General features: G+C 64.7%; 21 protein-coding genes. 12 read left to right on the top strand and 9 right to left on the bottom strand.

Annotated elements, in window-relative coordinates; genetic code table 11:
• Nucleotides 1–90: 90 nt before the first annotated feature.
• Entirely contained in the window at nucleotides 91–1,086 is a 996-nt protein-coding gene (locus JJB99_RS02875) for a LysM peptidoglycan-binding domain-containing protein (protein WP_200500022.1), read from the bottom strand.
• A gap of 170 nt (nucleotides 1,087–1,256) precedes the next feature.
• Here JJB99_RS02875 and JJB99_RS02870 point away from each other — a divergent pair, with 170 nt between their 5' ends.
• The 4 genes from JJB99_RS02870 (at nucleotide 1,257) to JJB99_RS02855 (ending at nucleotide 7,223) form a co-directional block, all read left to right on the top strand.
• Entirely contained in the window at nucleotides 1,257–1,952 is a 696-nt protein-coding gene (locus JJB99_RS02870; RefSeq protein WP_200497304.1) for a hypothetical protein, read from the top strand.
• Nucleotides 1,953–2,116: 164 nt separating this feature from the next.
• Nucleotides 2,117–4,780: a bifunctional diguanylate cyclase/phosphodiesterase gene (locus JJB99_RS02865; protein ID WP_200497303.1), complete on the top strand. Its 2,664-nt coding sequence runs from the start codon at nucleotides 2,117–2,119 to the stop codon at nucleotides 4,778–4,780.
• A gap of 141 nt (nucleotides 4,781–4,921) precedes the next feature.
• Nucleotides 4,922–5,161 (top strand): hypothetical protein, encoded by a 240-nt coding sequence (locus JJB99_RS02860; protein ID WP_200497302.1) that lies wholly within the window; start codon nucleotides 4,922–4,924, stop codon nucleotides 5,159–5,161.
• Between the two features lie 118 nt (nucleotides 5,162–5,279).
• Complete coding sequence (locus JJB99_RS02855; RefSeq protein ID WP_200497301.1) at nucleotides 5,280–7,223, top strand: hybrid sensor histidine kinase/response regulator; 1,944 nt, start codon at nucleotides 5,280–5,282, stop codon at nucleotides 7,221–7,223.
• A gap of 34 nt (nucleotides 7,224–7,257) precedes the next feature.
• Here the strand turns inward: JJB99_RS02855 and JJB99_RS02850 are convergent, their stop codons facing one another.
• Entirely contained in the window at nucleotides 7,258–8,256 is a 999-nt protein-coding gene (locus tag JJB99_RS02850) for a phosphatase PAP2 family protein (RefSeq protein ID WP_200497300.1), read from the bottom strand.
• A gap of 354 nt (nucleotides 8,257–8,610) precedes the next feature.
• Here JJB99_RS02850 and JJB99_RS02845 point away from each other — a divergent pair, with 354 nt between their 5' ends.
• Nucleotides 8,611–8,970, top strand: a complete 360-nt coding sequence (locus JJB99_RS02845; RefSeq protein ID WP_200497299.1) for a hypothetical protein — start codon at nucleotides 8,611–8,613, stop codon at nucleotides 8,968–8,970.
• A 204-nt stretch (nucleotides 8,971–9,174) separates the two neighbouring features.
• On the opposite strand, the gene JJB99_RS02840 is transcribed toward JJB99_RS02845, so the two are convergent.
• The 3 genes from JJB99_RS02840 to JJB99_RS02835 form a co-directional block, all read right to left on the bottom strand.
• Nucleotides 9,175–9,930, bottom strand: coding sequence for an outer membrane protein (locus JJB99_RS02840; RefSeq protein WP_200497298.1), 756 nt, complete (start codon nucleotides 9,928–9,930; stop codon nucleotides 9,175–9,177).
• Between the two features lie 447 nt (nucleotides 9,931–10,377).
• Entirely contained in the window at nucleotides 10,378–10,500 is a 123-nt protein-coding gene (locus tag JJB99_RS36645) for a hypothetical protein (protein WP_283816019.1), read from the bottom strand.
• Nucleotides 10,501–10,601: 101 nt separating this feature from the next.
• Nucleotides 10,602–10,778, bottom strand: coding sequence for a hypothetical protein (locus JJB99_RS02835; RefSeq protein WP_200497297.1), 177 nt, complete (start codon nucleotides 10,776–10,778; stop codon nucleotides 10,602–10,604).
• Between the two features lie 142 nt (nucleotides 10,779–10,920).
• Between JJB99_RS02835 and JJB99_RS02830 the strand changes: the two genes are divergently transcribed.
• The 3 genes from JJB99_RS02830 to JJB99_RS02820 all read left to right on the top strand — a co-directional run bounded on the left by JJB99_RS02830 (nucleotide 10,921) and on the right by JJB99_RS02820 (nucleotide 13,570).
• Nucleotides 10,921–11,058: a hypothetical protein gene (locus JJB99_RS02830; RefSeq protein ID WP_200500468.1), complete on the top strand. Its 138-nt coding sequence runs from the start codon at nucleotides 10,921–10,923 to the stop codon at nucleotides 11,056–11,058.
• A gap of 137 nt (nucleotides 11,059–11,195) precedes the next feature.
• Nucleotides 11,196–12,311 (top strand): lactonase family protein, encoded by a 1,116-nt coding sequence (locus JJB99_RS02825; RefSeq protein ID WP_200497296.1) that lies wholly within the window; start codon nucleotides 11,196–11,198, stop codon nucleotides 12,309–12,311.
• A gap of 371 nt (nucleotides 12,312–12,682) precedes the next feature.
• Nucleotides 12,683–13,570 carry an efflux RND transporter periplasmic adaptor subunit gene (locus JJB99_RS02820; protein ID WP_200497295.1) on the top strand — a complete coding sequence of 296 codons (888 nt, stop codon included), beginning with the start codon at nucleotides 12,683–12,685 and terminating at the stop codon, nucleotides 13,568–13,570.
• Nucleotides 13,571–13,623: 53 nt separating this feature from the next.
• On the opposite strand, the gene JJB99_RS02815 is transcribed toward JJB99_RS02820, so the two are convergent.
• Entirely contained in the window at nucleotides 13,624–14,472 is an 849-nt protein-coding gene (locus tag JJB99_RS02815) for a caspase family protein (protein WP_200497294.1), read from the bottom strand.
• Between the two features lie 425 nt (nucleotides 14,473–14,897).
• Between JJB99_RS02815 and JJB99_RS02810 the strand changes: the two genes are divergently transcribed.
• The 3 genes from JJB99_RS02810 (at nucleotide 14,898) to JJB99_RS02800 (ending at nucleotide 18,935) form a co-directional block, all read left to right on the top strand.
• A complete protein-coding gene (locus JJB99_RS02810; RefSeq protein ID WP_200497293.1) occupies nucleotides 14,898–16,625 on the top strand; it encodes a hypothetical protein in 1,728 nt (575 codons plus the stop codon).
• Nucleotides 16,626–16,917: 292 nt separating this feature from the next.
• A complete protein-coding gene (locus tag JJB99_RS02805; protein ID WP_200497292.1) occupies nucleotides 16,918–17,640 on the top strand; it encodes a thermonuclease family protein in 723 nt (240 codons plus the stop codon).
• 107 nt (nucleotides 17,641–17,747) lie between these two features.
• Nucleotides 17,748–18,935, top strand: coding sequence for a pyridoxal-phosphate-dependent aminotransferase family protein (locus JJB99_RS02800; protein ID WP_200497291.1), 1,188 nt, complete (start codon nucleotides 17,748–17,750; stop codon nucleotides 18,933–18,935).
• 83 nt (nucleotides 18,936–19,018) lie between these two features.
• Here the strand turns inward: JJB99_RS02800 and JJB99_RS02795 are convergent, their stop codons facing one another.
• Together JJB99_RS02795 and JJB99_RS02790 are read right to left on the bottom strand one after the other, a co-directional pair.
• Nucleotides 19,019–20,119, bottom strand: coding sequence for a hypothetical protein (locus JJB99_RS02795; RefSeq protein WP_200497290.1), 1,101 nt, complete (start codon nucleotides 20,117–20,119; stop codon nucleotides 19,019–19,021).
• The gene (locus JJB99_RS02790) at nucleotides 20,119–21,555 is read right to left on the bottom strand and encodes an MBOAT family O-acyltransferase (RefSeq protein WP_200497289.1); all 1,437 of its coding nucleotides are present in this window, start codon (nucleotides 21,553–21,555) and stop codon (nucleotides 20,119–20,121) included. Before JJB99_RS02790 ends, JJB99_RS02795 begins: the two co-directional genes overlap by 1 nt.
• 331 nt (nucleotides 21,556–21,886) lie before the next feature.
• On the opposite strand from JJB99_RS02790, the gene JJB99_RS02785 reads away from it, so the two are divergent.
• Nucleotides 21,887–23,992 (top strand): S9 family peptidase, encoded by a 2,106-nt coding sequence (locus JJB99_RS02785; protein WP_200497288.1) that lies wholly within the window; start codon nucleotides 21,887–21,889, stop codon nucleotides 23,990–23,992.
• Nucleotides 23,993–24,099: 107 nt separating this feature from the next.
• Here the strand turns inward: JJB99_RS02785 and JJB99_RS02780 are convergent, their stop codons facing one another.
• Complete coding sequence (locus JJB99_RS02780) at nucleotides 24,100–24,819, bottom strand: ribonuclease activity regulator RraA (protein WP_200497287.1); 720 nt, start codon at nucleotides 24,817–24,819, stop codon at nucleotides 24,100–24,102.
• Nucleotides 24,820–24,857 lie beyond the last annotated feature (38 nt).

Here is a 24,857-nt window from a genome sequence, read left to right as displayed (position 1 = left end):
AGCGCCAGGCGCGCAACGCGCGGCAGGGAGATGACTCAGAGCGGAACCAAAGGTTCCGCAGCCGCACCGGTCAAAGCGTCGCAGAAAACCTCATTGCGCCTTTTGCGGCAGTACAAGGGTCTGGCCGGGATAGATCAGGTTGGGGTTGTGGATCTTGCCGCGGTTGGCGTTGAAGATCACGGCGTAGCGGGCGCCGTCCCCGTAAGCGAGGCGGCTGAGCGTCCACAGGCTGTCGCCGCGTGAGATCACCCGGCTGCCGCCCGCTTCGGCCGGCGCAGTGTTGAAGACCTCCGCCGGCGAGGCCGATGCGACCGCCGTGGCCGCGGCCGGCGCATGCGCCATGAGCTTCGACGGGCCCTTTGGCTTCGCCGGGCCCATCAGGCGGGGATGGGCCGCGGGCTTGTCCGATACCGAAGCGAGGTGCGGCGATGGCAGGGACGCCACGATATCCAACTTGTCGTCGGGCTTCTCAGCCTGCTTCGGCTCCTGCCGGGCGGCGGCCGGGAGCGGTGGCGCGGCTTCGGCGACGGTCACCGGCATGGTGCGGGCGGACTGCGCGACGGTGCCGTCAGGCGCTTTCGCCCGCAGGGTCAGTTCGTAGGAGCCGGCGGGAAGTTTTGGCGGGGTCATCACGAACTGGCCCGACGCATCGGCCACCACGCTATCGAGCGGCTTGCCGTCGCGCAGCAGCTCGACCGTGGCACCCGGCGCGGCCTGCCCCGCGATCACCGCCGCCTCGCCGTGATCGTCGACGCGTGCGACGTCGAACCGCGGGCCGGCATCGGCCGCGGGTGCCGGCGGACTGGGCGGGGCGACATCGCCGAGTGCCGCGATCTGCTTCTGCGTCTCGGCCAGCGCATCGGCCTTCGGCGCCGGGCTTGGGGCCGCAGGCGGCGCAGTGGCGGCAAGCTTTGGCTCGTCCGGCTTGGCATCGGCTTTGGCTTCGACCTTGGCCTCGGGCTTGGCGGCGGCCTCGGTTTTCGCTCCCGGCAGCAGCCGGCGCAGCTCGGTCGGGCCGATCACCAGGACGGTGCCGACCAGCGCGAGCAGACAGAATGCAATGAAGGCCTTGGTCGCGGTGATCATCACGAAAAAAACCCTGGATCGCAAAACAGCCGGTCGGCGCAAATTGCGCCGATTTGGCTCCGGCAGCAAGACGGTCGATAGGAGGATCGCGATTTCGGATGAACCGGCGCTGCCCCTCCGGAGTCCAACGCGCAAGGCCGCAGCGCGGCATTTATTTCAAGGATTTTCCCGTGACCGGATTTTGCCGTCCCGCGCCGTGGCTGGCGCTTGCCCTGCTGCTCGCCGCCGCCCCCGCCCGCGCCGCATCCGGGCCGCCGCCGGGATTCGTCCTTACCGACGATGCCGATCTGGCCTTCACCTCGCCCGACGGCGCCACCAGGCTCGAGCAGTACATGAAGGACAGTGAAGACCTTTTCGGCGTCAAATGGCAGGTCTGGGCGCGGCGCGGCGAAGAGATGACCGAGCTGAAGCCCGAGCAGGCCTATCCGGCCTTCTTCCGCTTCACCGCCGACTCGCAATGGCTGGTGCGGATGCAGAAGACCGGCTCGGGCGAGCAGGACCTGTTTCTCTACCGTGCCGAAAACGGAACTTTCGTGAGTGCGACCAAGACGTCGCTCAGCGATCTGGCCTGGGCCTATTTCCACAGCCGGCCCGACACGAGGACCATGAAGCTCGACTACCACATCTCGGCCAATCTGATGAAGGGCACCGAAGAGGCCTATCGCTGGCTCGGCGTGGACTGGCCGAACAACCGCTATCTCCTGATCTCGCTGTCGGGCGAAATGGACAAGCATCCAAAGAACGTCGCCGTGAAGGGTCTCGCCGACTGGAAATGCCGTTATGACCTCAAGAGCGGCAAGTTCGACGTCCCCGCGATGTTCGCCAAGGAGAACGCCAAGGCGCTGAACTGGGAGATCAAGCGGTGAGATTTCACTGTCTGCACGAGATCGTCATGCCCGGGCTTGTGCGCCTAACGATACCGGGCGCGGAACCAAGCCCCTGATTCCGCTCCGATTCATACTTTCCTAACCTTCACTGGTAACCCGCCCTTGTCGGTTTTGCTGCATCTTGCATTCCACGGGAGAGCTGGATGGGCACATCAATTCGATGGAGCGCGCGGATGCGCGCGTTGCTTCGCCGTTGGCAGGGAGCACCGCTGACGTGGCTGATCGTCGGCGGCGTCGTGCTGATGGTGGCGATGGCCATCGGCACAGCGCTCACCGTCGACCGCTTCAGGCAGAATGCGATCGAAAGCGGCCGCGACAGCCTGGAAAACTCCGTGCGGCTGCTGGCGCGGCATTTCGACCGCGAGTTCGAGGATTTTGCGGTGCTCCAGAAAAGCGTCATCGCGGAACTCGAGAGCCACGGCATCGAATCCCCCGAGGTCTTCCGCAGCGAAATGGGCACGCTCGCGGTGCACGAGGTGCTGCGTGCCAAGGCCAGCGGCTGGTCCGACGTCGCCGGCGCCAACGTATTCGATGCCGACGGCATCCTGATCAATTCGTCGAAGCGCTGGCCGGTCGCCGACGTCTCGGTCGCCGACCGCGGCTATTACAACCGCCTCAAGAACGATCCGTCCTCGCAGGAAGAGGTCGAGGTCGTGCCCGGCCGGTTCGGCAGCGAGCGGGCGATCGTGTTCGCGCGGCGCGTGTCCGGTCCGCATGGCGAATTCCTCGGCATCGTGTCGCGCGCGATCACGCCAGAGCAGCTGGAATCCTTCTTCGCCTCGACGGGCCTCGGCGAGGAATCCTCGATCGCGATGCACCATCAGAACGGCCAGCTGCTCGCACGCATTCCGCATGTCGATTCCATGATCGGGCAGAACTATCGCAACGGCTCACCCGAGCAGATGGCGGTGTTCGAGCGCACCTTCGTCACGACGCGGCTCGCAAGCCCGATCGACGGCAAGGATCGCATCGTCGCCGCGCGCATGCTGACCGGCGAGCCGCTGGTCGTGGTCGCGACCAAATCGCTGGATGCGACGCTCGCGACCTGGCGCACCCAGACCAAATTCTTCGTCTTCGTGGCCGTGCTGTCGATCGGCCTGCTCGTGCTCACGCTGTTCCTGATCTTCCGCCAGATGACGAGCCGGCTGTCAGTGGAGAAGCAGCGGCTCGACACCGCGATGAACACCATGACCCAGGGCCTGCTGATGTTCGATCAGGACCAGCGGCTGATCGTCTGCAACCGGCGCTATGTCGAGATGTATGGCCTGTCCACCGACGTGGTGAAGCCCGGCGCCTATTTCCGCGACGTGATCCAGCACCGCCACGACACCGGCTCGTTCCATGGCGACGTCGATGCCTATTGCGACGACATCCTGCACCATGTCGGCCGCACCCAGAGCACCATCGTCGAGACTGCCGACGGTCGCCTGATCGAGATCAAGAACCAGCCCGGCGCGGCCGGCGGCTGGCTTGCCACCCATGACGACGTCACCGAGCGCATCCGCGCCGACGAGCGCATCGCGCATATGGCGCATTACGACGCGCTGACCGACCTGCCCAACCGCGTGCTGATGCGCGGCCATCTGGAGCGCCGCATCGCGGAGCTCGGCCACGGCAAGCCGTTCGCGATCCTCTATATCGACGTCGACGAGTTCAAGGGCGTCAACGATTCGCTTGGCCATGAGGTCGGCGACGAGCTGCTGCGCCAGGTAGCGCACCGCCTGCGCGCCTGCGTCAGCGCCAACGACCTCGTTGCCCGGCTCGGCGGCGACGAATTCGCCATCGTCAAGGCCGACACCTGCGACCAGGCCGAGCTGACGGCGCTGGCGGACACCATCCTGAAGTCGCTGCGCATGCCGGTGGACTGCAAGGGCCAGGAAATCTCGACCGATGCCAGCATCGGCATCGCGATCGCGCCCGACCATGGCGACAATCTCGACGATCTGCTCAAGCGCGCCGATCTTGCGATGTATGCCGCCAAGACCGAGGGCCGCGGTACCTTCCGCATCTTCATCTCCGAATACGACGCCAAGGCGCGGCAGCGCCGCCAGATCGAGCTCGATCTGCGCCAGGCGCTTAGCCGCGGCGAGTTCGAGGTGCACTACCAGCCGCTGGTCGATCTCGCGGCCAATATCGTCACCGGCTGCGAGGCGCTGCTGCGCTGGCGTCATCCCGAGCGCGGCATGATCTCGCCGGCGGACTTCATCCCGATCGCGGAAGAGACCGGCCTGATCGGCGAGATCGGCGAATGGGTGTTGCGGCAGGCCTGCCTCGAGGCCGCCAGCTGGCCGGGCGACATCCATATCGCCGTCAATGTCTCGCCGGTGCAGTTCCGCTCGAGGACGCTGGCGCTCAAGGTCGCCTCGGCGCTTGCGGAGTCGGGGCTCTCACCCGGCCGGCTCGAGCTCGAGGTCACCGAGACCGTGCTGATCCGCGACGACGAGGAGGCGCTCACGATCCTCCAGCAGCTGCGCGAGCTCGGCGTCCGCATCGCGCTTGACGATTTCGGCACCGGCTATTCGTCGCTGAGCTATCTGCACCGCTTCCCGTTCGACAAGATCAAGATCGACCGCAGCTTCATCAGCGACATCGGCGAGCCCGAGGACTCCTCGCCGATCGTGCAGGCCGTGGTCCACATGGCGGCCGCCCGCCACATGGCGACGACGGCCGAAGGCGTCGAGACCGAGGCCCAGCGCGAGGTGCTGCGCCAGCTCGGATGCAGCCAGATGCAGGGCTGGCTGTTCAGCCCCGCCGTGCCGGCGGCAAAGCTGAAGCAGTTGCTGTCCAAGGAGGCGGCGGCGGCCTAGCACCGTCCCGCGCCTGCCCACACCGGTGCCCGCCCGTTTTCAGGAAGGGGGCATTGGGGTGTTCTCGCCCCGACCGCTAATTTTTGATGCGGCGCCCTGGACGGTATTCCACTATGATGCTGCAAAATGAGGGCGTTACCTATGGTCGACCGTCTCAAGAGCGCAACTGAGCATCTCGAAGCGCCGATCTGTCCGACCTGCCACATCGAGATGAAATGGTTTCGCTCCGAGCTCGTCCGGGACGAGCCGGAGGTGCTGATCGCTCATCTGTTCGTCTGCCCGAATTGCAAACGGGCCGACCGGACAGAGACGAAATTGCAGCCGGCTCGCACGCCCCCGGACAAGCTTTCAGCGCCCCGCTTCATCGCCCGCGCCGCGTGACGATACTCTCAGCCGCATGACGATGGTCGTATCATAGGCCGGCAAGGAACCAGCCGCGCTCAGGCAGGTTGCACTTGCACGTCTCTCAACGCGCTTTCGCCCATGGCAAAACAGACCGATGACAAAAACAACCGTCGGTGACGCCCCCAGCCTTGAATTGCTGATCAATGCCATTGTCGATTACGCGATTTTCATGCTCGACACGGATGGCGTGATCAGGACCTGGAACAAGGGTGCCGAACGCCTCAAGGGCTACGCCGCGGACGAGATCATCGGGAAGTCGTTTGAGATCTTCTATACGCCCGAGGACCGCGAGAAGGGTCTGCCGCAAAAGGCCATCGCGACAGCCGGCGAAGCCGGCCGCTTCGCTTCCGAAGGGTGGCGGGTACGCAAGGACGGCAGCCGTTTCTGGGCGCTCGTCGTTCTCGATGCGATCCGCGACGAGGAAGGCCGGCTCGTCGGCTTCGCCAAGGTGACCCGCGATATCACGGAACGCCAACAGGCGCATAATGAGCTGCTGGAAAGCGAGCGACGGTACCGGCGGCTCGTCGAAGCCGTGGTCGACTACGCGATTTTCCAGCTCGACGCGTCCGGCCACGTGGCAACCTGGAATGCGGGCGCCCAGCGCATCAAGGGCTATGCTCCCGAGGAGATCATCGGCCGGAACTTCAGCGCATTCTACACGCCCGAGGATCTCGAGAGGGGCGTGCCCCAGATGGCGCTGAAGCAGGCTGCCGAGCAGGGGCGATTCGAAGCCGAAGCGTGGCGCATGCGCAAGGATGGAACGCGCTTCTGGGCCTCCGTCGTCATCGACCGCATCACGGACGAGAGCGGGGCAATCATCGGATTCGCCAAGGTCACGCGGGATCTCACCGAGCGCAAGCTGGCGCAGGACGAACTGAAGCGGGTCCAGGAACAGCTCGTTGCGTCGCAAAAGCTGGAGGCAGTCGGACAGCTCAGCGGCGGCATCGCGCACGATTTCAACAACCTCCTGATGATCGTCCTTGGCAACCTGGAGAACGCCGAGCGCAGCAGCCGCCACCTCGCTGGACCAAATCTTCACCGCGCATTGGCCAACGCGAAGCGCGGCGCGCAACGCGCTGCGGCGTTGACCAGCCGCCTGCTCGCCTTCTCGCGACGCCAGGCACTCGATCCCAAGCCGATCAACCTGAACAGCTTTCTTGGCGGCCTGCAGGAATTTCTTCAGCGCACGCTGGGCGAACGCATCGAGGTCCAGGCCGTCGGCGGCGCCGGCCTCTGGCAGATCGAAGCGGACGTCAATCACCTTGAATCGGCGATCGTCAATCTCGCCATCAACGCGCGCGATGCGATGCCGGATGGAGGCAAGCTCACCGTCGAGGCGGCGAACGTCGCGGCCGATGAGGACTATTCCCGCGTCAACCCGGAAGTTCTGCCCGGACAATATGTCGTCATTTGCGTGAGCGACACGGGCACCGGCATGAGCCCTGAAGTCCTCAATCACGCCTTCGAACCCTTCTTCACCACGAAGGAGCCCGGACAAGGCACCGGCCTTGGTCTCAGTCAGGTCTACGGTTTCGTCAAGCAGTCGGGAGGACATGTAAAAATCTATAGCGAGCTCGGCGAAGGAACGAGCATCAGGATGTATTTTCCCCGCTACCACGGCCACGAGCGGCCGGCCCCCGACAGCGAGGAAGAGTTCATCGCCGAAGGCGAGGCCGTAGAAGCCATTCTCGTCGTCGAGGACGATGCCGACCTCCGGGCCTATATTTCCGATGTCCTGCGCGACCTCAACTACTGGGTGGTCTCCGCCGGCAGCGCTCAGGCTGCGCTGACCATCCTGCTCCAGGATCAGCAGGTCGATCTGCTACTGACCGATGTGGTGATGCCCGGCCTCAATGGCCGGGAATTGGGCCGGCGCGCGCAGCAAATCCGGCCGCATCTCAAGATTCTCTACATGACCGGATATTCTCGAAATGCGGTGGTTCATCAAGGACGGCTAGACGAAGGCGTCGATCTCCTCGAAAAGCCGATCACTCAGGCCAAGCTGGCATTGCGGATCCGCGAGATCCTGGACCGGTAGCGGCTCCAGCCAGCTTCGCGCCTTGACGGCCGTTCTATGAAGCCTGACGGAGCGCGTCGGCTTTTTCGTACGCACCGACCGGGGGCAGACATACTTCGCCGCCGGCTTCAATCCGTTCACCCGTCATGCGGGTGAGCGCGTGCCGGACCGCGATCCAGCTCACAAGCGCGATGGCGAGACCCGCGGCCACGTCGGAAAAGTAATGACTTCCGTCCACCGGCGTTGCCGCGATCATCGCGACGTTGAGCAAGGTCGCGATCCAGCCGACATATTTGACCCGCCACAGCGCCAGCAGGAAGAGCAGCCCGAGCGCGGCATGCAGGCTCGGGAAGCTGATGATGCCCTCGGCGCCCTCGGCGACCAGATGCATGAACGTTCCATCGCGCAATCCAAAGAACACCGGAAGCGGCAGATCCCGGGTCACCGGCACGATGGCGGGAGAATTGACCGCGGACAGATGCAGATGACCCCAGACGCCTTGCGCCGGCATCACGGTCGACACGCCGATCGTCACAAGCGTCGTCAGCGCGAAGCTCAGCATGAAGACGCGCAATCGCAGCGCATGTCCTGCCGCAGCCAGGACGACGACGATGGCCGTCGCCTGCACGGCGAAGCTCGCATAGGCAAGCGCCAGGAGCCGGTGCAGCAAGGGTGCGGCATTCATGGCATCGAGCCACGATATCCAGTCGAACCCCATGCGCCGGTCCAGCGCCATGAGCTCGCTATCCCATAGCGGGAACGCCGCGCTCGCCGAGATGTAGGAGACGGGCGCTGCCACCGCCGCAAAAGCGATGATCTGCGCGGCACTGGTCAGCGCGTCGGCAAGAGCCGCGTCTTTTCTGACGGTGGCGTAGAACCAGCTTCCCAGCACCAGCAGCGAAGCAACGAGCGCCGGCTTCGAGAATGTCATCCATTCGATCTGGAACGGCCCGAGCATCGCGGCGAGCAACACCGAACCGGCCATGGCCGCAATCACGGACCAGAGGATACGATCGGCCTGCTTCAAGCGGTCAAGGTGGAGACGTTGGGTCATGGCGGCGATCGGCCCGAAATGACGGAATGGGTTCTACGGACGAGGCGCGGGACCGCGGAAAGAACAGCGCCTGCGGGGCAGTGACGAGCGCCGAACGCCGGCGACTGCAGCCAGTCGAGGCCACGCTTACCGTGCGATGGGTTAAGGACTCGTTCTCCCGGCCGTCCGGGCGCCTTGGCCAGACGATGGAGACCTCCGGCCGCCGCAAGAGTTGGATCAAACCTTGCCCTTTGGGGTTATCGCCCTGCGGGAACGGCTGGAACTCCGGCCGGCGGCGTCAGTCAACATGCATCACGCGCGTCGCAGGCGATTTGGGTCTGCGCGGGCGCGCGTGTGCGGATCGAGCGAGGCGACATGGCGAACGTGACTTTCAGGATGATCCCCGTTCTGGTGGCGATCGCCATGACTGGCCTGCCCGCGCAGGCGCGCGACGATGGTCGCTACGCCAATTCTCCGCTCAAGGGCTGGTTCGAGAGCCTGCACAGCAAGGCCGGCGGCCCCTGCTGCGCCGATGCCGACGGCACCGCCCTCGACGATGTCGATTGGGACACGCGCGACGGGCATTACCGGGTCAGACTCCAGGGCGCCTGGATCGAGGTGCCCGACGACACCGTGATCACCGAGCCGAACCGCGCCGGCCGCACCATCGTCTGGCCCTATTACGTCAACGGCCGGCCCATGATCCGCTGCTTCATGCCTGGCAGCATGACCTGAGGATCGCGAATTGTCGCAGTTGGGTCAGCTACGCTACACATCGGAGATCACGCTGCGCGGAGATTGCCGACGAAGCGGTCGACGTCGCACTTCAGATCGTCGGAGCGATGAGTCGGCCTCTTGGCGGAAGCGAGGTGCGGCCCGCTTCCATGTCACCTTGCTGTTTTGCAGGTCACCCATCTCTTCAAAGATCCCGTGCGCCAGCTAGAACTTGTAGTTTGCTCCGACCTTCACGATTTGAAGCTTGTGCTCGATGGTTTGCCGAACCGTGATGGTGCCGCCAGCGATCGCGCTGCTGAAAGTCTCCGTCGTGTTTCCAAGATCGACATAGTCGTATTCGATCTTGCCGGACCAGTTCGGTCCAAAGAAATGCTCAACGCCAGCGCCGCCGATCCAGCCGGTCAGAAGGTTGCTTTTCGTTCCAAAGTCGAGGAAGAGCGGTATGGGCGATACAAGACTGAAGCCGTCCTTGGCCTCACCGGCAGCAACACCTCCCTTGACATAGAGCAGCGTGCGGTCGAGAGCGAAGCCAGCCCGGCCGGTGAACTGCGTGAGCCAATCAATCTTTGACGTTGCGGTCGTCGGGAGAATGACGCCAACCGTGGTCAGCGTTCCCGCGGCGCTGCCTTTGTGGCCGAGCGCTGCGAAATCCCACTCGAAGCCGACAACCCAGTTGCCCGCCTGGTAGTTGGCGCCCGCCTGAACGCCCCCCAGCGCGCTGTTGGTGGTGGGGCTGATCGGACTCACGGCAATCGTCGGATCCTCGAGCACCCCGCCCGATGTCCAGCGGTTCGAACCCCAGCTGTAGCCGGCGTGCAATCCGACATAGATACCCGACCAGGAAAACACGGTGTCCGCTACGCCGTACGGCGCTTTTGTCGGCAAGTCGGCGGCCGGAGCGTTCGATACAGCGCCAAGGCTGAACACGAGGGCCGCCACGCTCGCAATTGTGTACCGCATTTCCAAAATTCCAATCTTCTTTCCACGCGTTGCTCGCGAACGGAAAGTAACTTCGCGGGACTTCGACGCATCAACCGATAGGTTGAGATCGCTACAGAGCTTCGCTTGCGACAGTCGATTTCGCGCATCGTGTTGCACAATTGCATCTTGTCGTGATTGTGCGCCGGAGCAGTCAGTGCGACGCCGACGCCCTCTGGTGCGGTAGAATGGAGGCAAGGACATCGCAGGATGTCGAAGGTCTCGTCGAGGAAATCGAGGGCGAGAAATAGAAGGCGAGCCAAAGAAGAGGCATTGTTGGCGGCCTGATCAGGCCGCCCTGAGATCACCAACGAAGCGGTCGGCGTCGCGCTCGAGATCGTCCAACAGGCGCGCCAGCATCCTGGCCGAATCCAGCACTTCGCCGGCGGCCGCGCCGGTCTGGCCGGCGGCTTGCGATACAAAGCGAGCTCACTTCACTTGCGTCGCTGCCCGGATCTCGGCGAACTCGGCGTCGGGATGGCTGACGATGGTGGCGAACATGATGCCGCTGATGATCAGTGACCATGCGGTGTCCCAATAAATCCAAAACACGTGCCGGCCTCCGCTTCCTTGCGCCCGCGGGAACCTAACGGCAAGGCGAGGCTGCCGTTCCTTTGAAGCGCAGCGCGGGCAAGACGCTCATTTTCTAAGCGCTATTTTCGTTTGGTCGGCGGGGCGCTGCGATCGGTTTGACCGGTGTGGCGCTTTGCCACGACATCCTCGTCGTGCGCGCCTTGGCGCGGGCGCGGCGGCGGCTCGGGTTGGCCGGCCTGACCGCCATGCTTGCCGCCCATGTCGGGCTTGCCTTCAAGATCGTTTTCACGGGGCATGCCGGATCAATGCGCGGGCACGGCATTTGGTTCGCAATGGCGCCACAGTTTGTCCTTGTGAATGAGTTCATAGGATCGTCGCGGTTTGCAGTGCACGATTGGAAGCGGCCCCGGGGCATCGATGACGGATGGATTTGGCCTGATGCGGAAGCGGTTAGTCGTCTGGACGATTTTGACCTGCGCGCTGGTGGCGGTCGCCGTCTGGAGCCTGCTCGGAGCACCCGACCATGCGGCCGGTCCGCACCTGCCGTCCCGCAGCCAGACGGCAGCGGCGCGATAATCCTGCTCACCCTCTTTGGCGCAACCGATACAATTTCTGCATCGATTGATCCCAACTGGAGTTTGGTGCGGCGGCACGGTTCCCGCTATCCTCTGTGTCAAAACGACAATGCCGCACCGGCCGGATGGAGGAGCCCCATGTTGAGACCGACACGCCGCAGCGCCCCGCGCGCTGCGATCGCCGCCGCATTTGCCTTGTTCGCCCTTGTTTCTGGAGCCCGCCCCGGCATGGCCGAGACCTTCGCCTATATCGGCAACGCCGACAGCAACGACATCAGCGTATTCAAACTGGCCGACAGCGGCGAGATGACCTTGCTGCAGACCGCTGCCTTCACCGGCGTGGAGAAGCCCGGCTCCTCGACGCCGCTCGCGATCACGCCCGACCACCGCGTACTGATCGCCGGCGTGCGCTCGCAGCCGTTCCAGGCGGTGAGCTTTGCGATCGATCCCAAGACGGGCAAGCTCAGCCCCATCGGCAACGGGCCGCTCGCCGACAGCATGGCGAACATCGCCGTCGACCGCAGCGGCAAATTCCTGTTCAGCGCCTCCTATGGCGGCAACAAGGTTGCGCTCAATCCGCTCCAGCCAAACGGCGTTGTCGGCGAGCCGAAGCAGGTGATCCCGACCGGGCTGAATGCACACGCCTTCCTGCCTTCGCCCGACAACCGTTTTGTGTTCGCAACCAATCTCGGCTCCGACCAGGTGCTGGCCTTTGCCTTCGACGCCGCGGCGGGCACGCTGACGCCGAGCGATCCGCCTGTTATCAAGGTGCCGGAGAAATCGGGGCCGCGGCACTTCGTATTCCACCCCAATGGAAAGTTCGTCTACCTCGTCCACGAGCTGAACGGCGACGTCGCCGCGTTCGCCTACGAGGCCAAGAGCGGCGCCTGGAATGAGATCCAGCGCACCACCGCGCTGCCCGAGGGTTTTAACGGAAAGCCCTGGGCGGCCGACATGCACATCACGCCCGACGGCCGCTTCCTCTACGCCTCCGAGCGCACCACCAATACGCTCACCGCCTACAAGGTCGATGCATCAAGCGGCAAGCTGACCACGATCGGCAGCGTGCCGACCGAGAAGCAGCCGCGCGGCTTCCACATCGATCCCTCCGGGCGCTATCTCGCCGCGGTCGGCGAGCTCTCGGACAGCAGGACGGTCTATGCCATCGACCAGAGCAGCGGCGCGCTGGGGAAGCTGAAGTCCTATCCGACCGGCAAGAAGCCGAACTGGGTGGAGTTTTTGACCCTGCCGTGAAGCTCTTTCTTACCCTCCCTTCTTACCCTCCCCTGGAGGGGGAGGGTCGGCTCACATGGAGCGCAGCGGAATGTGAGACGGGGTGGGGTGACGGTCTCTCCCCATCCAACAGTGCCCGCGTGGAGAGATCACCCCACCTCGCTCGCGCTGCGCGCGATCGACCACGGGCGAGCTACGCTCGTCCCGGACCCCCTCCAGGGGAGGGTAAGAGGCCGCGAACCTCTTTCTCCTTGCCACGACCAATTCAACAGGCGGCATCGCGCCGCCTGCGCTGCGGCATTTCTCATCCGGCCGGACCATGATCTGATCTTGGCCCACCGCTGGCGCTTCTGCTATCGATGAGGCCGTCAAGGCCCCAACCGGAATGACCGATGCGTCCATTGCCTGCGCGTTCCATTTCCAGACATCTCGTTGCGCTCACCGGACTGCTGCTGCTGTCCGCTCCCATCGCACTTGCCGCCGATGACGACGCGCCCAAGGGGCCTGCGGTCACGGTGCTGAAGGTCACGAAATCCTGCTTCTCCGACATCGTCGAAGCCACCGGCACGATCGTCGCGCGCGAGGAAAGCTCGGTGCGGCCCGAGCGTCCCGGCCTGAAGGTCACGGATGTGCTGGCGGAAGCCGGCGACACCACCACGGCCGGCCAGGTCTTGGCGCGGCTGGCGCTGCCCGAAGGCGGCACGCTTCAGGTCACCGCGCCCGTGGCCGGCGTGATCGCGACCTCGACCGCGCAGATCGGCAATCTCGCCTCGGCCAAGGGCGAGGCGCTGTTCACGATCGTGGCACGCAGCGAATATGATCTCGTCGGCCTCGTCGCGACGACCGACGTGCGCAAGCTCGCGGTCAACCAGACCGCGACGGTGCGCATTGCAGGCGCCGGCGATATCGACGGCAAGGTGCGCCGGATCGGGCCGACGGTCGAGCCGAACATCCAGCAGGGCATGGTCTATGTCGGCATCGCCTCGCAGAAGCGGCTGTTGCTGAACGCGAGCGGGCGCGCGCTGATCAAGACCGGACAGAGCTGCAACGTCGCGGTGCCGCTGACGGCGGTGCAATATTCCTCCGCCGGCACCGTGGTGCAGCTGATCCGCCGCAATCGCGTCGAGACCAAGCGTGTCGAGATCGGATTGATGTCGGGCGGCAATATCGAAGTCCGCGACGGCCTCAGCGACGGCGACATCGTCGTCGCCCGCGCCGGCGCGCTGCTGCGCGAAGGCGACCCGGTGCGCCCGGTGATGGCCGCGGAGGCGGCGAAGTAGAACTTGATACGGTGAGGCGCTTCACCCTCCCCTGGAGGGGAGGGTAACAAAAGCTAACCGCCGGCTTCGTTGAACTGCACGTCCTCGAGCAGCGAGGACGACACGGTCGGGACCTGATCGCCTTCGGAGGCGCGGGAGATGGCGAGGCGGGTCTTGTTGAAGACGCCTTCGGCGCTGCCCTGCGCATTCAAATTGTTGAGGAACTCGCCGACCAGCACGCTGTGCTCGCCCTTGCCGTCGTCGACGACCTTGCCCGGCGAGGCCGAGGTGAGGATCAGCGCATTGTCGGACGCGCTGATCGGCGCAAGGCCATGGCTGTAGGAGCGGAAGCGGCGCTCGTAAGGGTTACGGCGGGAGGCATCGACGACGACGAGCTTGGCCTTGGCGCCCTGCTCCTTCATCATCTCGAGCACGCCGTCGATGGAGACGCCCTGGCGGCGGACGTCGTTTTCCTTCCAGATCACCGCATCGACCGGCAGCATGTAGCTCTCGCGGCCGGCCTGCACGCCGTAGCCGCCGAAGAACAGCATCACGACGGTGTCGCGCTTGATCCGGGACTTCAGGCGATTGACGGCGCGGACCATGTCGTCCTTGGTGGCGTCTTCCACCATGTCGACGTCAAAGCCGTTCTTGCGCAGCGCCGAGGACAGCGCGCGGGCATCGTTGATCGACTGCGTCAGCGGCGCGTTGGCGTCGGGGTAATGACCATTGCCGATGACGAGCGCGAGGCGCGAGGTCTGGGCGAGCGAGCCGGTGACCTGGTCGGTCGTAACCGCCTTGGCGGCATCGAGCGCGCGCATGTTGAGGGCAGCATGGGCGCCGATGACGAGCGACACCGTGCCGATGAGAGCTGCGGCGACTGCGATCGTGCGTCGGGAAATGTCGAGCTGCCTGAGATTCATCTCGCTTCATTCCTGTCAGTGCCAAAGACCGGCCAAGCGCGCGCACACTGTTTGAGTAGCGCGATAGCGGCTTTAGGTTTGAGGGATTGGCCGGGGGTGTGCCCCCGAATTGCGCGCAATTTGCGGCGCCGCACCAAACAAACCCTTAACTGGATATCGGCCGGGGGGCAATAGATCGCCCCAAATTTGAGCTAAGCCACTGAATTCTCTTGTTAATTCTGCGAGCGAGATTGGTGTAATTTAGCTGTCCCCGTAGCCTTGCCGGGACCGATCATGCCCGCTTGAGACAGGCAATCTCTGTGACTGCCGTCACATTTGTATTTCCCGCGAATCCGGGTAGCTTTTTCAAAGACTTGCAAGGGAGCGGCGCGCGGCTTGGAACGTGCGCTGTCGCCCCGGGCAAGCCCCCCGCGACCAGGTATTTCATGAGCTTTCATTATTTCGCCGGTGCCGCCTGCCGGGCGCTGACAGCCCGCAAGGACGGCCCCTCCCTTTATGACGTCTGCGATCCCGTCTTGGCGGGCCCTGCCAGCGGCGATCCGCATCTGGCCAAATTCTACAAGATCGCGCTGGGCAATCCCGCACTGCGCCTGCTGCTGCGCCGCGCCGGGCTGCCTGAGCTGCGCAATGAGGCGAAGCTGGCCCGGCTGCGCGCGGCGCTCTCCCATGCTCGCGATCACGCCGAGCCCGACTGGGCCGCGGTCGGCCAGCCCGTCGCCGATCTCCTCGACAGCATCGCGCTCGATCATCCGAAGCCGCCGCCGGCGCCGTTCACCGCGGCGACGCCACAGCAATCGCAGATCGACGGCGTGATCCGCGATTGCGCGCAGCATCTGCTCGGCTCGTACCGCCGCAACGGTTTTCTGCCGACCTATGCCGCCTTCAACCTGATCGGCGATCCCGATTTTCGCGGGCGCGAGCTGATCATGGCGCTCACCGGCTTGAATGCGCGCGGCTACAAGAATTCGTCGCTGCTGTTCAACCTCGCGCGCGTCTTCATCGCGCGTTCGCACGCAGCCGCCGTGGTCAATCCGCCCTGGAAAGGCATCGCCGAGCCGATGTGGGAGCCGGTGCAGATCCGCCACCGCTCGGCCTATTATGATGCGTTCTTCATCGAGGCGCTGCTCAGCTTCGTCGAGACCGGGCTCGCCTCGCCCGCCGACAAGATCGCGGCAGAGCGCGCGATCGCCGACATGGTCGATTTCTGCGTCAACATCAGCCGCGAGGAGGTCGAGGGCATCGACGGGGCGCGGTTCAACGTCATCACCGCGCTGGCGCCCGCGCCGCATCCGCGCTTTTCCCGCTTCTTCGCCCAGATCAAGCAGGACCTCGGCTTCGGCATCTACGTGCCGGATTGCGACACCACGGCGTGCTCGATCTCCGCGGCAACGCAGGCCGGCTGCCTTGATCCGATCATCGACCAGCCGCTGCTGGACTTCTACGCGGGCTATCAGGTGCGTGCCGGCGTCAACGCGCCGCGCGTGACCGTGCCGCTCAACGACAACATCGACTATGAGGGCGGCGTTGCGACCTGGATCGACAACCTCGAGGGCGAGCGGCCCTACGGCAACGATCTCGATCCGACGCTCAATCTCGACATTCTCGAGGTGAGTTTTCGCAACCTCGCGCGCTGGAAAATCCTGGAGACGCCGGCGCGGCTTGCGACCGTGCATCGGATCATCGGCTTCCAGAAGCGGCTGGCGGCGAGCGGCGCCTTCGCCAATCCGCGCTCGCACATCTACTACCTGCCGGAGCTCTACTGCGCCTATTTCGGCCGCTGCTATGCCGCATTCCTGGCGCTGCCGCTGGCCGCGCAGGCCGCGATCGATCCCAACGGCGATTTCGATTTCATCCGCCACCGCGTGCTGTCCTACGTCAAGGGCGAGCTGATGGCCGCCGAGATGAACGTCTTCGACGCCGCACTGGCGCTGATCGCGCTCGGCCATCTCGGCGCCGATCCGCGCGCCTTCGCGCCGGCGCTCAACGTGATCGTCGCCGCCGTCGGAGAAGGCGGCCGCCGCGGCCCGTTCCGCGCCTATGAATGGAACAAGATGAAGACGCCGACGCGGATTCTGGTCGGCGGGCCGGAGGTGACGTCGGCCTTCGTGCTGATGGGACTGGCAGTGGCGAAGCGGGCGATGGCGCGGGGGTGAGGCGCTTTCTTACCCTCCCCTAGAGGGGGAGGGTCGGCACGCGATCGAGCGAAGCGAGATTGCGGGACGGGTGGGGTGATCTTTCCACTCGGGCACTGTTCGTCGCGGAGAGACCGTCACCCCACCCCGCTCGCGCTGCGCGCGATCGACCCTCCCCCTCCAGGAGAGGGTAAGCAAGCGCCACAATGACGGGAAGTTGAAAGCCTATCTGTTGGTCGTATGCTGGCTCACCGGCCAAAAGCCGACCACAATTGCGCGCCTCTATCGGCATTTTCATCACACGCGGACCGGCATGTTGCGAAAAGTCCTGATTGCGCTGTCTTTGCTCGCCCCCTCGCTGGCGCAGGCCGCCGACATCACCGGCACGGCAAAAGTCCGCGCCGGCGACTCCGTCGTGATCGGCAGCACGCGGATCCGGCTCGGCGGCATCGACGCACCCGCGACCGACCAGCTCTGTCTCAACACCAAGGGCGAGCGCTGGACCTGCGGCGTCGCGGCCCGTGACGAGCTCGCCAAATATGCCGAAGGCAAGAGCTGGATCTGCCATGCCCGTTCGGTCGACCGGCGCGGCCGCACCGTGGCGCGCTGCGAGGTCGGCGGCGAGGACATCCAGAAATGGCTGGTGCGCAGCGGCTGGGCGCTGGCCTACACCCGCCTCTCCCGCGACTACGAGCCCGATGAAGCCGCCGCGCGCGAGGCAAAAGCCGGCATGTGGCAGGGTGCCTTCATCGCTCCCTGGGACTGGCGCGTGCGCAACAAGAAGACGACGATATTGGGCGCGACCAAGCCGCCGGACGGCGCGCATGCGATCCTGCTCGCTTCGGCCTCCGGGCCGGTCGCGCCGTCGCCGGACTGCACCATCAAGGGCAATGTCAACAGCGCCGGCGAATGCATCTATCACCAGCCGACCAGCCGCTGGTATGCGCAGATCAAGATGAAGATCAGCAAGGGTACCCGCTGGTTCTGCTCGGTCGAGGAAGCCGAGGCCGCGGGCTGCCGCGAGACGAAGCGTTAGAGGCCGTCAGACCTGCGTTTTACGTGCTTTTCCCGGACGCCCACGGCGCGTAAAAGTGTGATTCAGCGACCCACCAGTCCGTCCTCCAGCAACAAGGACCAACAGCAATGACCGTTCGCGCGGGCCGGGAATTTCTGGCCATCCCCGGACCCACCACGATGCCCGACGAGGTGCTGCGGGCGATGCACCGCCCGGCGATCGACATCTACTCCAAGGAGATGCTCGATCTGACCGAGAGCCTGCTCGGCGACATCTCGAAATTGTTTGCGACCAGGGGCAAGTCTTACATCTACATCGCCAACGGCCACGGCGCCTGGGAAGCCGCGCTGAGCAACGTGCTGTCGCGCGGCGACAAGGTGCTGGTGCTGGAGAGCGGCCGCTTCGCGATCGGCTGGGGCAATGCGGCCGCGCTGATGGGCGCCGAGGTCGAGGTGCTCAAGGGCGACTGGCGGCGCGCGGTGCGGCCGCACGAGGTCGAGGAGCGGCTGCGCCGCGACAAGGAGCATACCATCAAGGCCGTCGTCGTGGTCCAGGTCGATACGGCCTCGGGCGTCCAGAACGACATCGAGGCGATCGGCAAGGCGATCAAGGCGGCCGGCCATCCCGCGCTGTACATGGTCGACACCGTGGCCTCGCTCGGCTGCATGCCGTACGAGATGGACAAATGGGGCGTCGACGTCACGATGTCCGGCTCGCAGAAGGGCCTGATGACGCCGCCCGGCCTCGGCTTCGTCGCCGCGAACGCGCGCGCGCTCGAGGTGCACAAGACCGCCAACATGGCGACGCCCTATTGGAGCTGGAGCGAGCGCGAGGGCACCGAGAACTACCGCAAATACGCCGGCACCGCGCCGGTGCATCTGCTGTTCGCGCTGCGCCGGGCGATCGACATGCTGCACGAGGAAGGGCTGGAGAACGCCTTCCATCGCCACAGCCTGCTCGGCGAAGCCGCACGCCGCGCGGTCGCCGCCTGGTCGGAAGGCCAGGTGCTCGGCTTCAACGTCGCGGAAGCCAGCGAGCGCTCCAATACCGTGACCACGGTGACGATGAGCAACGGCCATGATCCCGCAGTGCTGCAGCGCTATTGCAAGGACAAATGCGGCGTCGTGCTCGGCACCGGCATCGGCGATCTCTCCGGCCAGGCCTTCCGCATCGCCCATATGGGACACATCAACGCACCGATGCTGCTCGGCACGCTCGGGGTGGTCGAGATCGGGCTCAACGCGCTGAAGATCCCGCATGGCAAAGGCGGACTGGAAGCGGCGGTCGCCTATCTCGGCGAAGAGGTGGCGGTTTAGGAGTAACGACAAGCTCCGCTGTCGTCCCTGCGCCCCGTGCGCAATTGCGCACTAGGCAGGGACGACAATCGAGTTTGCGATAGCTATTTCTGCAGCCGATACGCCTCGACCTGCGCCTTCAGTTCGTCCAGTGACGCGGTCGGCTTCTTCCCATCGACGCGATACTCCCCGCTCCCCAGCCAGTTCAGCACCATCGCGTCCACCACCGGCGAATGATGGATGACGTCGCCGTAGTTGTTGAGGTCGTGCGTCACCGCCTTGATCGCACGAAAATCGTGGAGGCGCACATTGGGGAACTGCGTCAGGCGCTGCGCAATGATCGCGGTGAGATCGGTGACGATCTTCAGCGTCTCCGGCGAAGCATCGCGCATCGCGACGAATTGCAGGATCGAATAGGGCGGGAAGTAGATGTCGAAGGTCACGTCCGGATGGCGCGTGATCAGACCAACGGCGTCCTGCTCGAAATGCCGGACCATGGCGTCGTAACCATAGCCTTCGCCGAGAAAACGGCTGCGCGAGGGCGCGGTGATGTAGGCGAACGAGGCCAGCGTCTTCGCCGCGTTGTAGCTGCGCGCGACGTCGAAGTTTCGCGGCAGCGCGTGGATGTCATCGACATCGGCGAGCGCGAACTTGACGGGTAGATAGGGCGTCGCTCGCGCCAGCGGCCGCCGCAGCGGCGGGACCGACCGCAGCACTGCAAAGAGCGACTCCTTCGCCATCGCCGTGCTGAACAGGTAGGACGCGATGCCCTTGGCGGTTCCGCGATAGAGATCGACGGAGAGATAGGGATCGGTCTCGATGTCGGCGGCATCGACGAAGATAAAATCGTCCATCTCCCAGATCACGCGCCTTGCGCCGCGGTCGATGGCCTGCTCCAGCACGAAGGCCTGCTGGCGTGAGTTGGAGCCGGTCATGGCCAGCTTGAGCGAATGGACGCCAAGCGCGCGGTCGATGTCGCTCTGGCGGAAATGGATCGCGAGCGAGGTGCCCATGAAGGCGGTGTCGAACGACTGGCTGCGGATCAACCCGGCGTTCTGCACGCGGGTGTCGTCGGAATAGAAGGCCAGGCGCGAGGGACGAAACAGTTGCAGGGGATCGACGGCGTAGGTGAGCGCGGCCGCGCCCAGCACGCATGCGATGCTGGCGAGCAATAGACGATTCACGCTGGTGAACGTGCCGCGCATCAGAACCGGAAATAGATGAATTCGCTATGGCTCTGGATGCCCAGAATGCCGAACGCGAGCACCAGTGACGCGCCATAGAGGATCAGCGGCCGCATGCGCCCTGCCCTTAACGCCTCACCGACCCGGCGGTTGCCGTGATCGTATCCCATGATCTGTTGCGTGTTCGGCGCCAGCCACACCAGCGCGGCATAAATTGCGACCAGCACCAGCGCCGCGATCTCCTCGCGACCGAACACGATATTTGTGGGATCAGCCATCGCGTGAAGAACGCGTAGCGCCCAGGCAACGCTCTCGGCGCGGAAGAACACCCAGGCGACGACGACGGCAAGGAAGGTCAGCAACGCACCGGCAGCGCGAACCGGTCGTGCGAGCAGCGGCGGGACGCTCGGCACCGACGCATTGAACGCGTGATTGATACAGAGATAGGCGCCATGCAGCGCGCCCCAAATGACGAACGTCCAGGCCGCCCCGTGCCAGAGCCCGCCGAGCAGCATCGTGATCAGCAGGTTGACGTAGCGCAGCACGCGGCCGTGGCGGTTGCCCCCGAGCGGGATGTAGAGATAGTCGCGCAGGAACTGCGATAGCGTCATATGCCAGCGGCGCCAGAACTCGACGATGCTGGTGGCCTTGTAGGGCGAGTTGAAGTTGACGGGCAGGAAGATGCCGAACATCAGCGAGATCCCGATCGCCATGTCCGAATAGCCGGAGAAGTCGAAATAGAGCTGAAACGTATAGGCGAGCGCACCAAGCCAGGCCTGGTCGAAGCTGGGCGATCGCGCCTCGAAAGCGAGCGCGACCAGCGGCTGGATGCCGTCGGCAAGGCAGGTCTTCTTGAACAGGCCGATGGCGAAGATGATGAGTCCGCACAGGATCAGATGCGCGTCCGGGTGTTTTGACTCCTCCCGCTCGAATTGCGGGATCATGTCCTTGTGGTGGAGGATCGGCCCCGCGATCAGATGCGGGAAGTAGGTTACGAACAGCGCGTAATGCGGCAGCCCATAGGCCGCGACCTGGCCACGATACGCGTCCACCAGGAACGCGATCTGGGTGAAGGTGTAGAAGGAGATGCCGACCGGCAGCAGGATGTGGACCGCAAAATGCGTGCCGAACAGCGCATTGATGTTCTCGGTAGCGAAGCCGGCATATTTGAGGATGCCGAGCACGAGGAGATCACCGGCGACGCCGAGCGCCAGCGCTGCCTTGCGCTGTGACGGGCGGAGCTTTGCCACGACGAGCAGATGGCCGACGCCGTAATTGAACGCAATCGATAGCAACAGCAGGGCCACGAACTGCCAGCTGCCAATGGCATAGAAGGCGAGCGAAGCCAGCGCCAGCCAGATCACCGGCGCCAGACTGCTGCGCCGCCCCAGCCAGAAATAGCCGCCCAGCACCACGGGGAGGAACAGCAGGATGAACGGGTAGGAGTTGAACAGCATCAGGCTGGACCGGCGGCGGGATATGGAGGCTAAAGCATACAAGGGGGCGGGCAACAACCCGGCGACTTGGCACAGCACGCTGGCAATTCGCGGAATCGAGACGATATAAGGCGGCGAAACCCTCTTCTCCCTCTCCCCGTTCTTACGGGGCCGGGACGAACTTCGTTCGCCCTGAGAGGGTTGGGGTGAGGAGCCTCTCTCAGCGAATGAGATCGTTGTGAGACCTGTACCCCCTCACCCGAATTCGATCTGCGATCGAATTCAACCCCTCCCCGCAGGCGGGGAGAGGTGAAGAAAGAGCGCTGCACGAATGAGAGATGACGAGGACCGCGTGACACAAGCCAAAACACCTTCCCAGCCTCCCGTCGCCCCGCGCCGGCCGCATTCCTTCACGCGGCACGGGATCACCGTGACCGACGATTATGCCTGGCTGAAGGACGCGAAATGGCAGGAGGTGCTGCGCGACCCCAAGGTGCTCGATCCCGACATTCGCAAATATCTCGATGAAGAGAACGCCTACACCGAGAGCCTGCTCGGCCATACCTCTGCGCTGCAGAAGACGCTGGTGCGCGAGATGCGCTCCCGGATCAAGGAGGACGATTCCAGCGTGCCGTCGCCGGACGGGCCGTTCGCCTATTTCCGCAGGTTTCGCGAAGGCGGGCAGCATGAGTTGTTCGGCCGCATGCCGCGCGACGGCGGCAACGAGCATATCGTGCTCGACGGCGACGCACTGGCAAAGGGCCACACATATTTCAAATTCGGCGGCAGCCGGCACTCGGACGATCACACGCTGCAGGCCTGGAGCGCCGACACCAAGGGCTCGGAATATTTCACGATCCGCGTGCGCGACTGGGCGACGGGTGCGGATCTCGACGACGTCGTCGAGGAGACCGACGGCGGCATGGTCTGGAGCAAGGATGCCAAGTCCTTCTTCTATGTGAAGCTCGACGACAATCACCGGCCGATGCAGGTGTGGCGGCACAGGCTCGGCACCAGGCAGACCGAGGACACGCTGGTCTATGAGGAGCAGGATGCCGGCTGGTTCACCCATCTGCACGAGAGCACCAGCGGGCGTTTCTGCGTGATCGCCGGCGGCGATCACGAGACCTCGGAGCAGCGGCTGATCGATCTCGCCAATCCGGAAGCGCCGCCGCGCCTGGTCGCGGCGCGCGAGGACGGCGTGCAATATTCGCTGGCCGATCGCGGCGACGAGCTGTTCATTCTCACCAATGCCGACGACGCCATCGACTTCAAGATCGTTACCGCGCCGCTCTCCTCACCCGAGCGCAAGAACTGGCGCGATTTGATTCCGTATCGCCCTGGCATCTACATCATCGACCTCGATCTCTATGCCGGCCATCTGGTGCGGCTGGAGCGCGCCAACGCGCTGCCGTCGATCGTGATCCGCGACCTCGCCTCGAACGAGGAACACGCCATCGCCTTCGACGAGGCCGCCTATTCGCTCGACACCATGGGCTCCTACGAGTTCGACACGACCAATCTGCGCTTCTCCTATTCGTCGATGACGACGCCGTCGGAAGTCTATGACTACGACATGGTCAAGCGCACGCGCGCCCTGCGCAAGCGCCAGGAGATACCCTCGGGCCACAACGTCGCCGACTACGTCACCACCCGCATCATGGCGACATCGCATGACGGCGCCGAGGTGCCGGTCTCGATCCTGTATCGCCGCGGCCTGACGCTCGACGGCTCGGCACCGCTGCTGCTCTACGGTTACGGTTCCTACGGCATGGCGATGCCGGCCTCGTTCAGCGCCAACCGCCTGTCGCTGGTCGATCGCGGTTTTGTCTACGCCATCGCTCATATCCGCGGCGGCGCCGACAAGGGCTGGGGCTGGTATCTCGACGGCAAGCGCGAGAAGAAGACGAATTCGTTCGACGATTTTGCGGCCAGCGCCCGCGCGCTGATTGATGCGAAATACACCAGCGCAAAACGCATCATCGGCCATGGCGGCTCGGCGGGCGGCATGCTGATGGGCGCGGTCGCGAACCGCGCCGGCGAGCTGTTCGCAGGCATCGTCGCCGAAGTTCCGTTCGTCGACGTGCTCAACACCATGCTCGACGACACCCTGCCGCTGACGCCGCCGGAATGGCCCGAATGGGGCAATCCGATCGAGAGCGAGAAGGATTTCCGCACCATTCTCTCGTATTCGCCTTACGACAACGTTGCCGCAAAAGACTATCCGGCGCTTCTGGCGATGGGCGGCTTGACCGATCCGCGCGTCACCTACTGGGAGCCCGCCAAATGGATCGCGCGCCTGCGTGCGACCATGAGCGGCGGCGGCCCGGTCCTCTTGCGCACCAACATGGGGGCCGGCCATGGCGGCGCCTCGGGACGGTTCGACCGGCTCGACGAAGTGGCGATCGTGTATGCGTTTGCGCTGTGGGCGGCGGGGATGGCGGAAGCGGAGGTGTAGCTTCGCAGCCCGGATGGAGCGCCGCGTAATACGGGATTGGTGCAGCCGGCAAGACCGGTCCCGGATCGCGCTGCGCGCCATCCGGGCTACGGCAGCGCGATGCTGCGCTACCTTCCGTTCTTCTTCCGCCATTCCGCAAAATCGGTGAGCGTCTGCGGATCGGTGGCGGGATAGAGACCGAAGATGCCGCGGCCCTTGCCGACCTCCTCGGTGACGAAGTCCTCGAACGCGGTCATCTCGAAGGTCTCGCTTGCGATCTCGCCGGCGAGATGCGCGGGGATGACGATGACGCCGTCGGCGTCGCCGAGGACGACGTCGCCGGGAAACACCGGCGCATCGCCGCAGCCGATCGGCACGTTGATCTCGATCGCCTGGTGCAGCGTCAGATTGGTCGGCGCCGAGGGGCGATGGTGGTAGGCGGGAATACCGAGCTTGGCGATCTCGGCGGAATCGCGAAAGCCGCCGTCGGTGACGACGCCGGCGACGCCGCGCTTCATCAACCGCGTCACCAGGATCGCACCGGCCGAGGCCGCGCGCGCGTCCTTGCGGCTGTCCATCACCAGCACGGCGCCCGGAGGGCAGTCCTCGACCGCCTTGCGCTGCGGATGCGAGCGATCCCTGAAGACATCGATGGTGTTGAGATCCTCGCGCGCCGGCATGTAGCGCAAGGTGAAGGCTTCGCCCACCATGGTCGGCTGGTCGGGGCCGAGCGGGTGCACATCCTGGATCATCTGGATGCGCAGGCCGCGCTTGAACAGCGCAGTGGCCACGGTGGCGGTGGAGACGGATTTGAGCTTGTTGCGGCTGGCTTCGCTGAGTTTGGTCATCTCATACTCTCTCTGTTCGTCATTCCGGGGCACGCGCA

This window comes from Bradyrhizobium diazoefficiens (assembly GCF_016616235.1).
In the GTDB taxonomy this organism is placed as follows: Bacteria; Pseudomonadota; Alphaproteobacteria; order Rhizobiales; family Xanthobacteraceae; genus Bradyrhizobium; species Bradyrhizobium diazoefficiens_H.
The sequence above is the reverse complement of the archived record's forward strand: the minus strand, read 5'-3'. Positions and strand labels throughout refer to the sequence as shown.

Coding starts and splice junctions, on each gene's coding strand:
- JJB99_RS02840 (WP_200497298.1), bottom strand. CDS start 9,930: ATGCGGTACACAATTGCGAGCGTGGCGGCCCTCGTGTTCAGCCTTGGC.
- JJB99_RS02815 (WP_200497294.1), bottom strand. CDS start 14,472: ATGAATCTCAGGCAGCTCGACATTTCCCGACGCACGATCGCAGTCGCC.
- JJB99_RS02875 (WP_200500022.1), bottom strand. CDS start 1,086: ATGATCACCGCGACCAAGGCCTTCATTGCATTCTGTCTGCTCGCGCTG.
- JJB99_RS02800 (WP_200497291.1), top strand. CDS start 17,748: ATGACCGTTCGCGCGGGCCGGGAATTTCTGGCCATCCCCGGACCCACC.
- JJB99_RS02795 (WP_200497290.1), bottom strand. CDS start 20,119: ATGCGCGGCACGTTCACCAGCGTGAATCGTCTATTGCTCGCCAGCATC.
- JJB99_RS02805 (WP_200497292.1), top strand. CDS start 16,918: ATGTTGCGAAAAGTCCTGATTGCGCTGTCTTTGCTCGCCCCCTCGCTG.
- JJB99_RS02865 (WP_200497303.1), top strand. CDS start 2,117: ATGGGCACATCAATTCGATGGAGCGCGCGGATGCGCGCGTTGCTTCGC.
- JJB99_RS02830 (WP_200500468.1), top strand. CDS start 10,921: ATGCGGAAGCGGTTAGTCGTCTGGACGATTTTGACCTGCGCGCTGGTG.
- JJB99_RS02810 (WP_200497293.1), top strand. CDS start 14,898: ATGAGCTTTCATTATTTCGCCGGTGCCGCCTGCCGGGCGCTGACAGCC.
- JJB99_RS02860 (WP_200497302.1), top strand. CDS start 4,922: ATGGTCGACCGTCTCAAGAGCGCAACTGAGCATCTCGAAGCGCCGATC.
- JJB99_RS02825 (WP_200497296.1), top strand. CDS start 11,196: ATGTTGAGACCGACACGCCGCAGCGCCCCGCGCGCTGCGATCGCCGCC.
- JJB99_RS02790 (WP_200497289.1), bottom strand. CDS start 21,555: ATGCTGTTCAACTCCTACCCGTTCATCCTGCTGTTCCTCCCCGTGGTG.
- JJB99_RS02820 (WP_200497295.1), top strand. CDS start 12,683: ATGCGTCCATTGCCTGCGCGTTCCATTTCCAGACATCTCGTTGCGCTC.
- JJB99_RS02850 (WP_200497300.1), bottom strand. CDS start 8,256: ATGACCCAACGTCTCCACCTTGACCGCTTGAAGCAGGCCGATCGTATC.
- JJB99_RS02780 (WP_200497287.1), bottom strand. CDS start 24,819: ATGACCAAACTCAGCGAAGCCAGCCGCAACAAGCTCAAATCCGTCTCC.
- JJB99_RS02855 (WP_200497301.1), top strand. CDS start 5,280: ATGACAAAAACAACCGTCGGTGACGCCCCCAGCCTTGAATTGCTGATC.
- JJB99_RS02835 (WP_200497297.1), bottom strand. CDS start 10,778: ATGCCCCGTGAAAACGATCTTGAAGGCAAGCCCGACATGGGCGGCAAG.
- JJB99_RS02845 (WP_200497299.1), top strand. CDS start 8,611: ATGGCGAACGTGACTTTCAGGATGATCCCCGTTCTGGTGGCGATCGCC.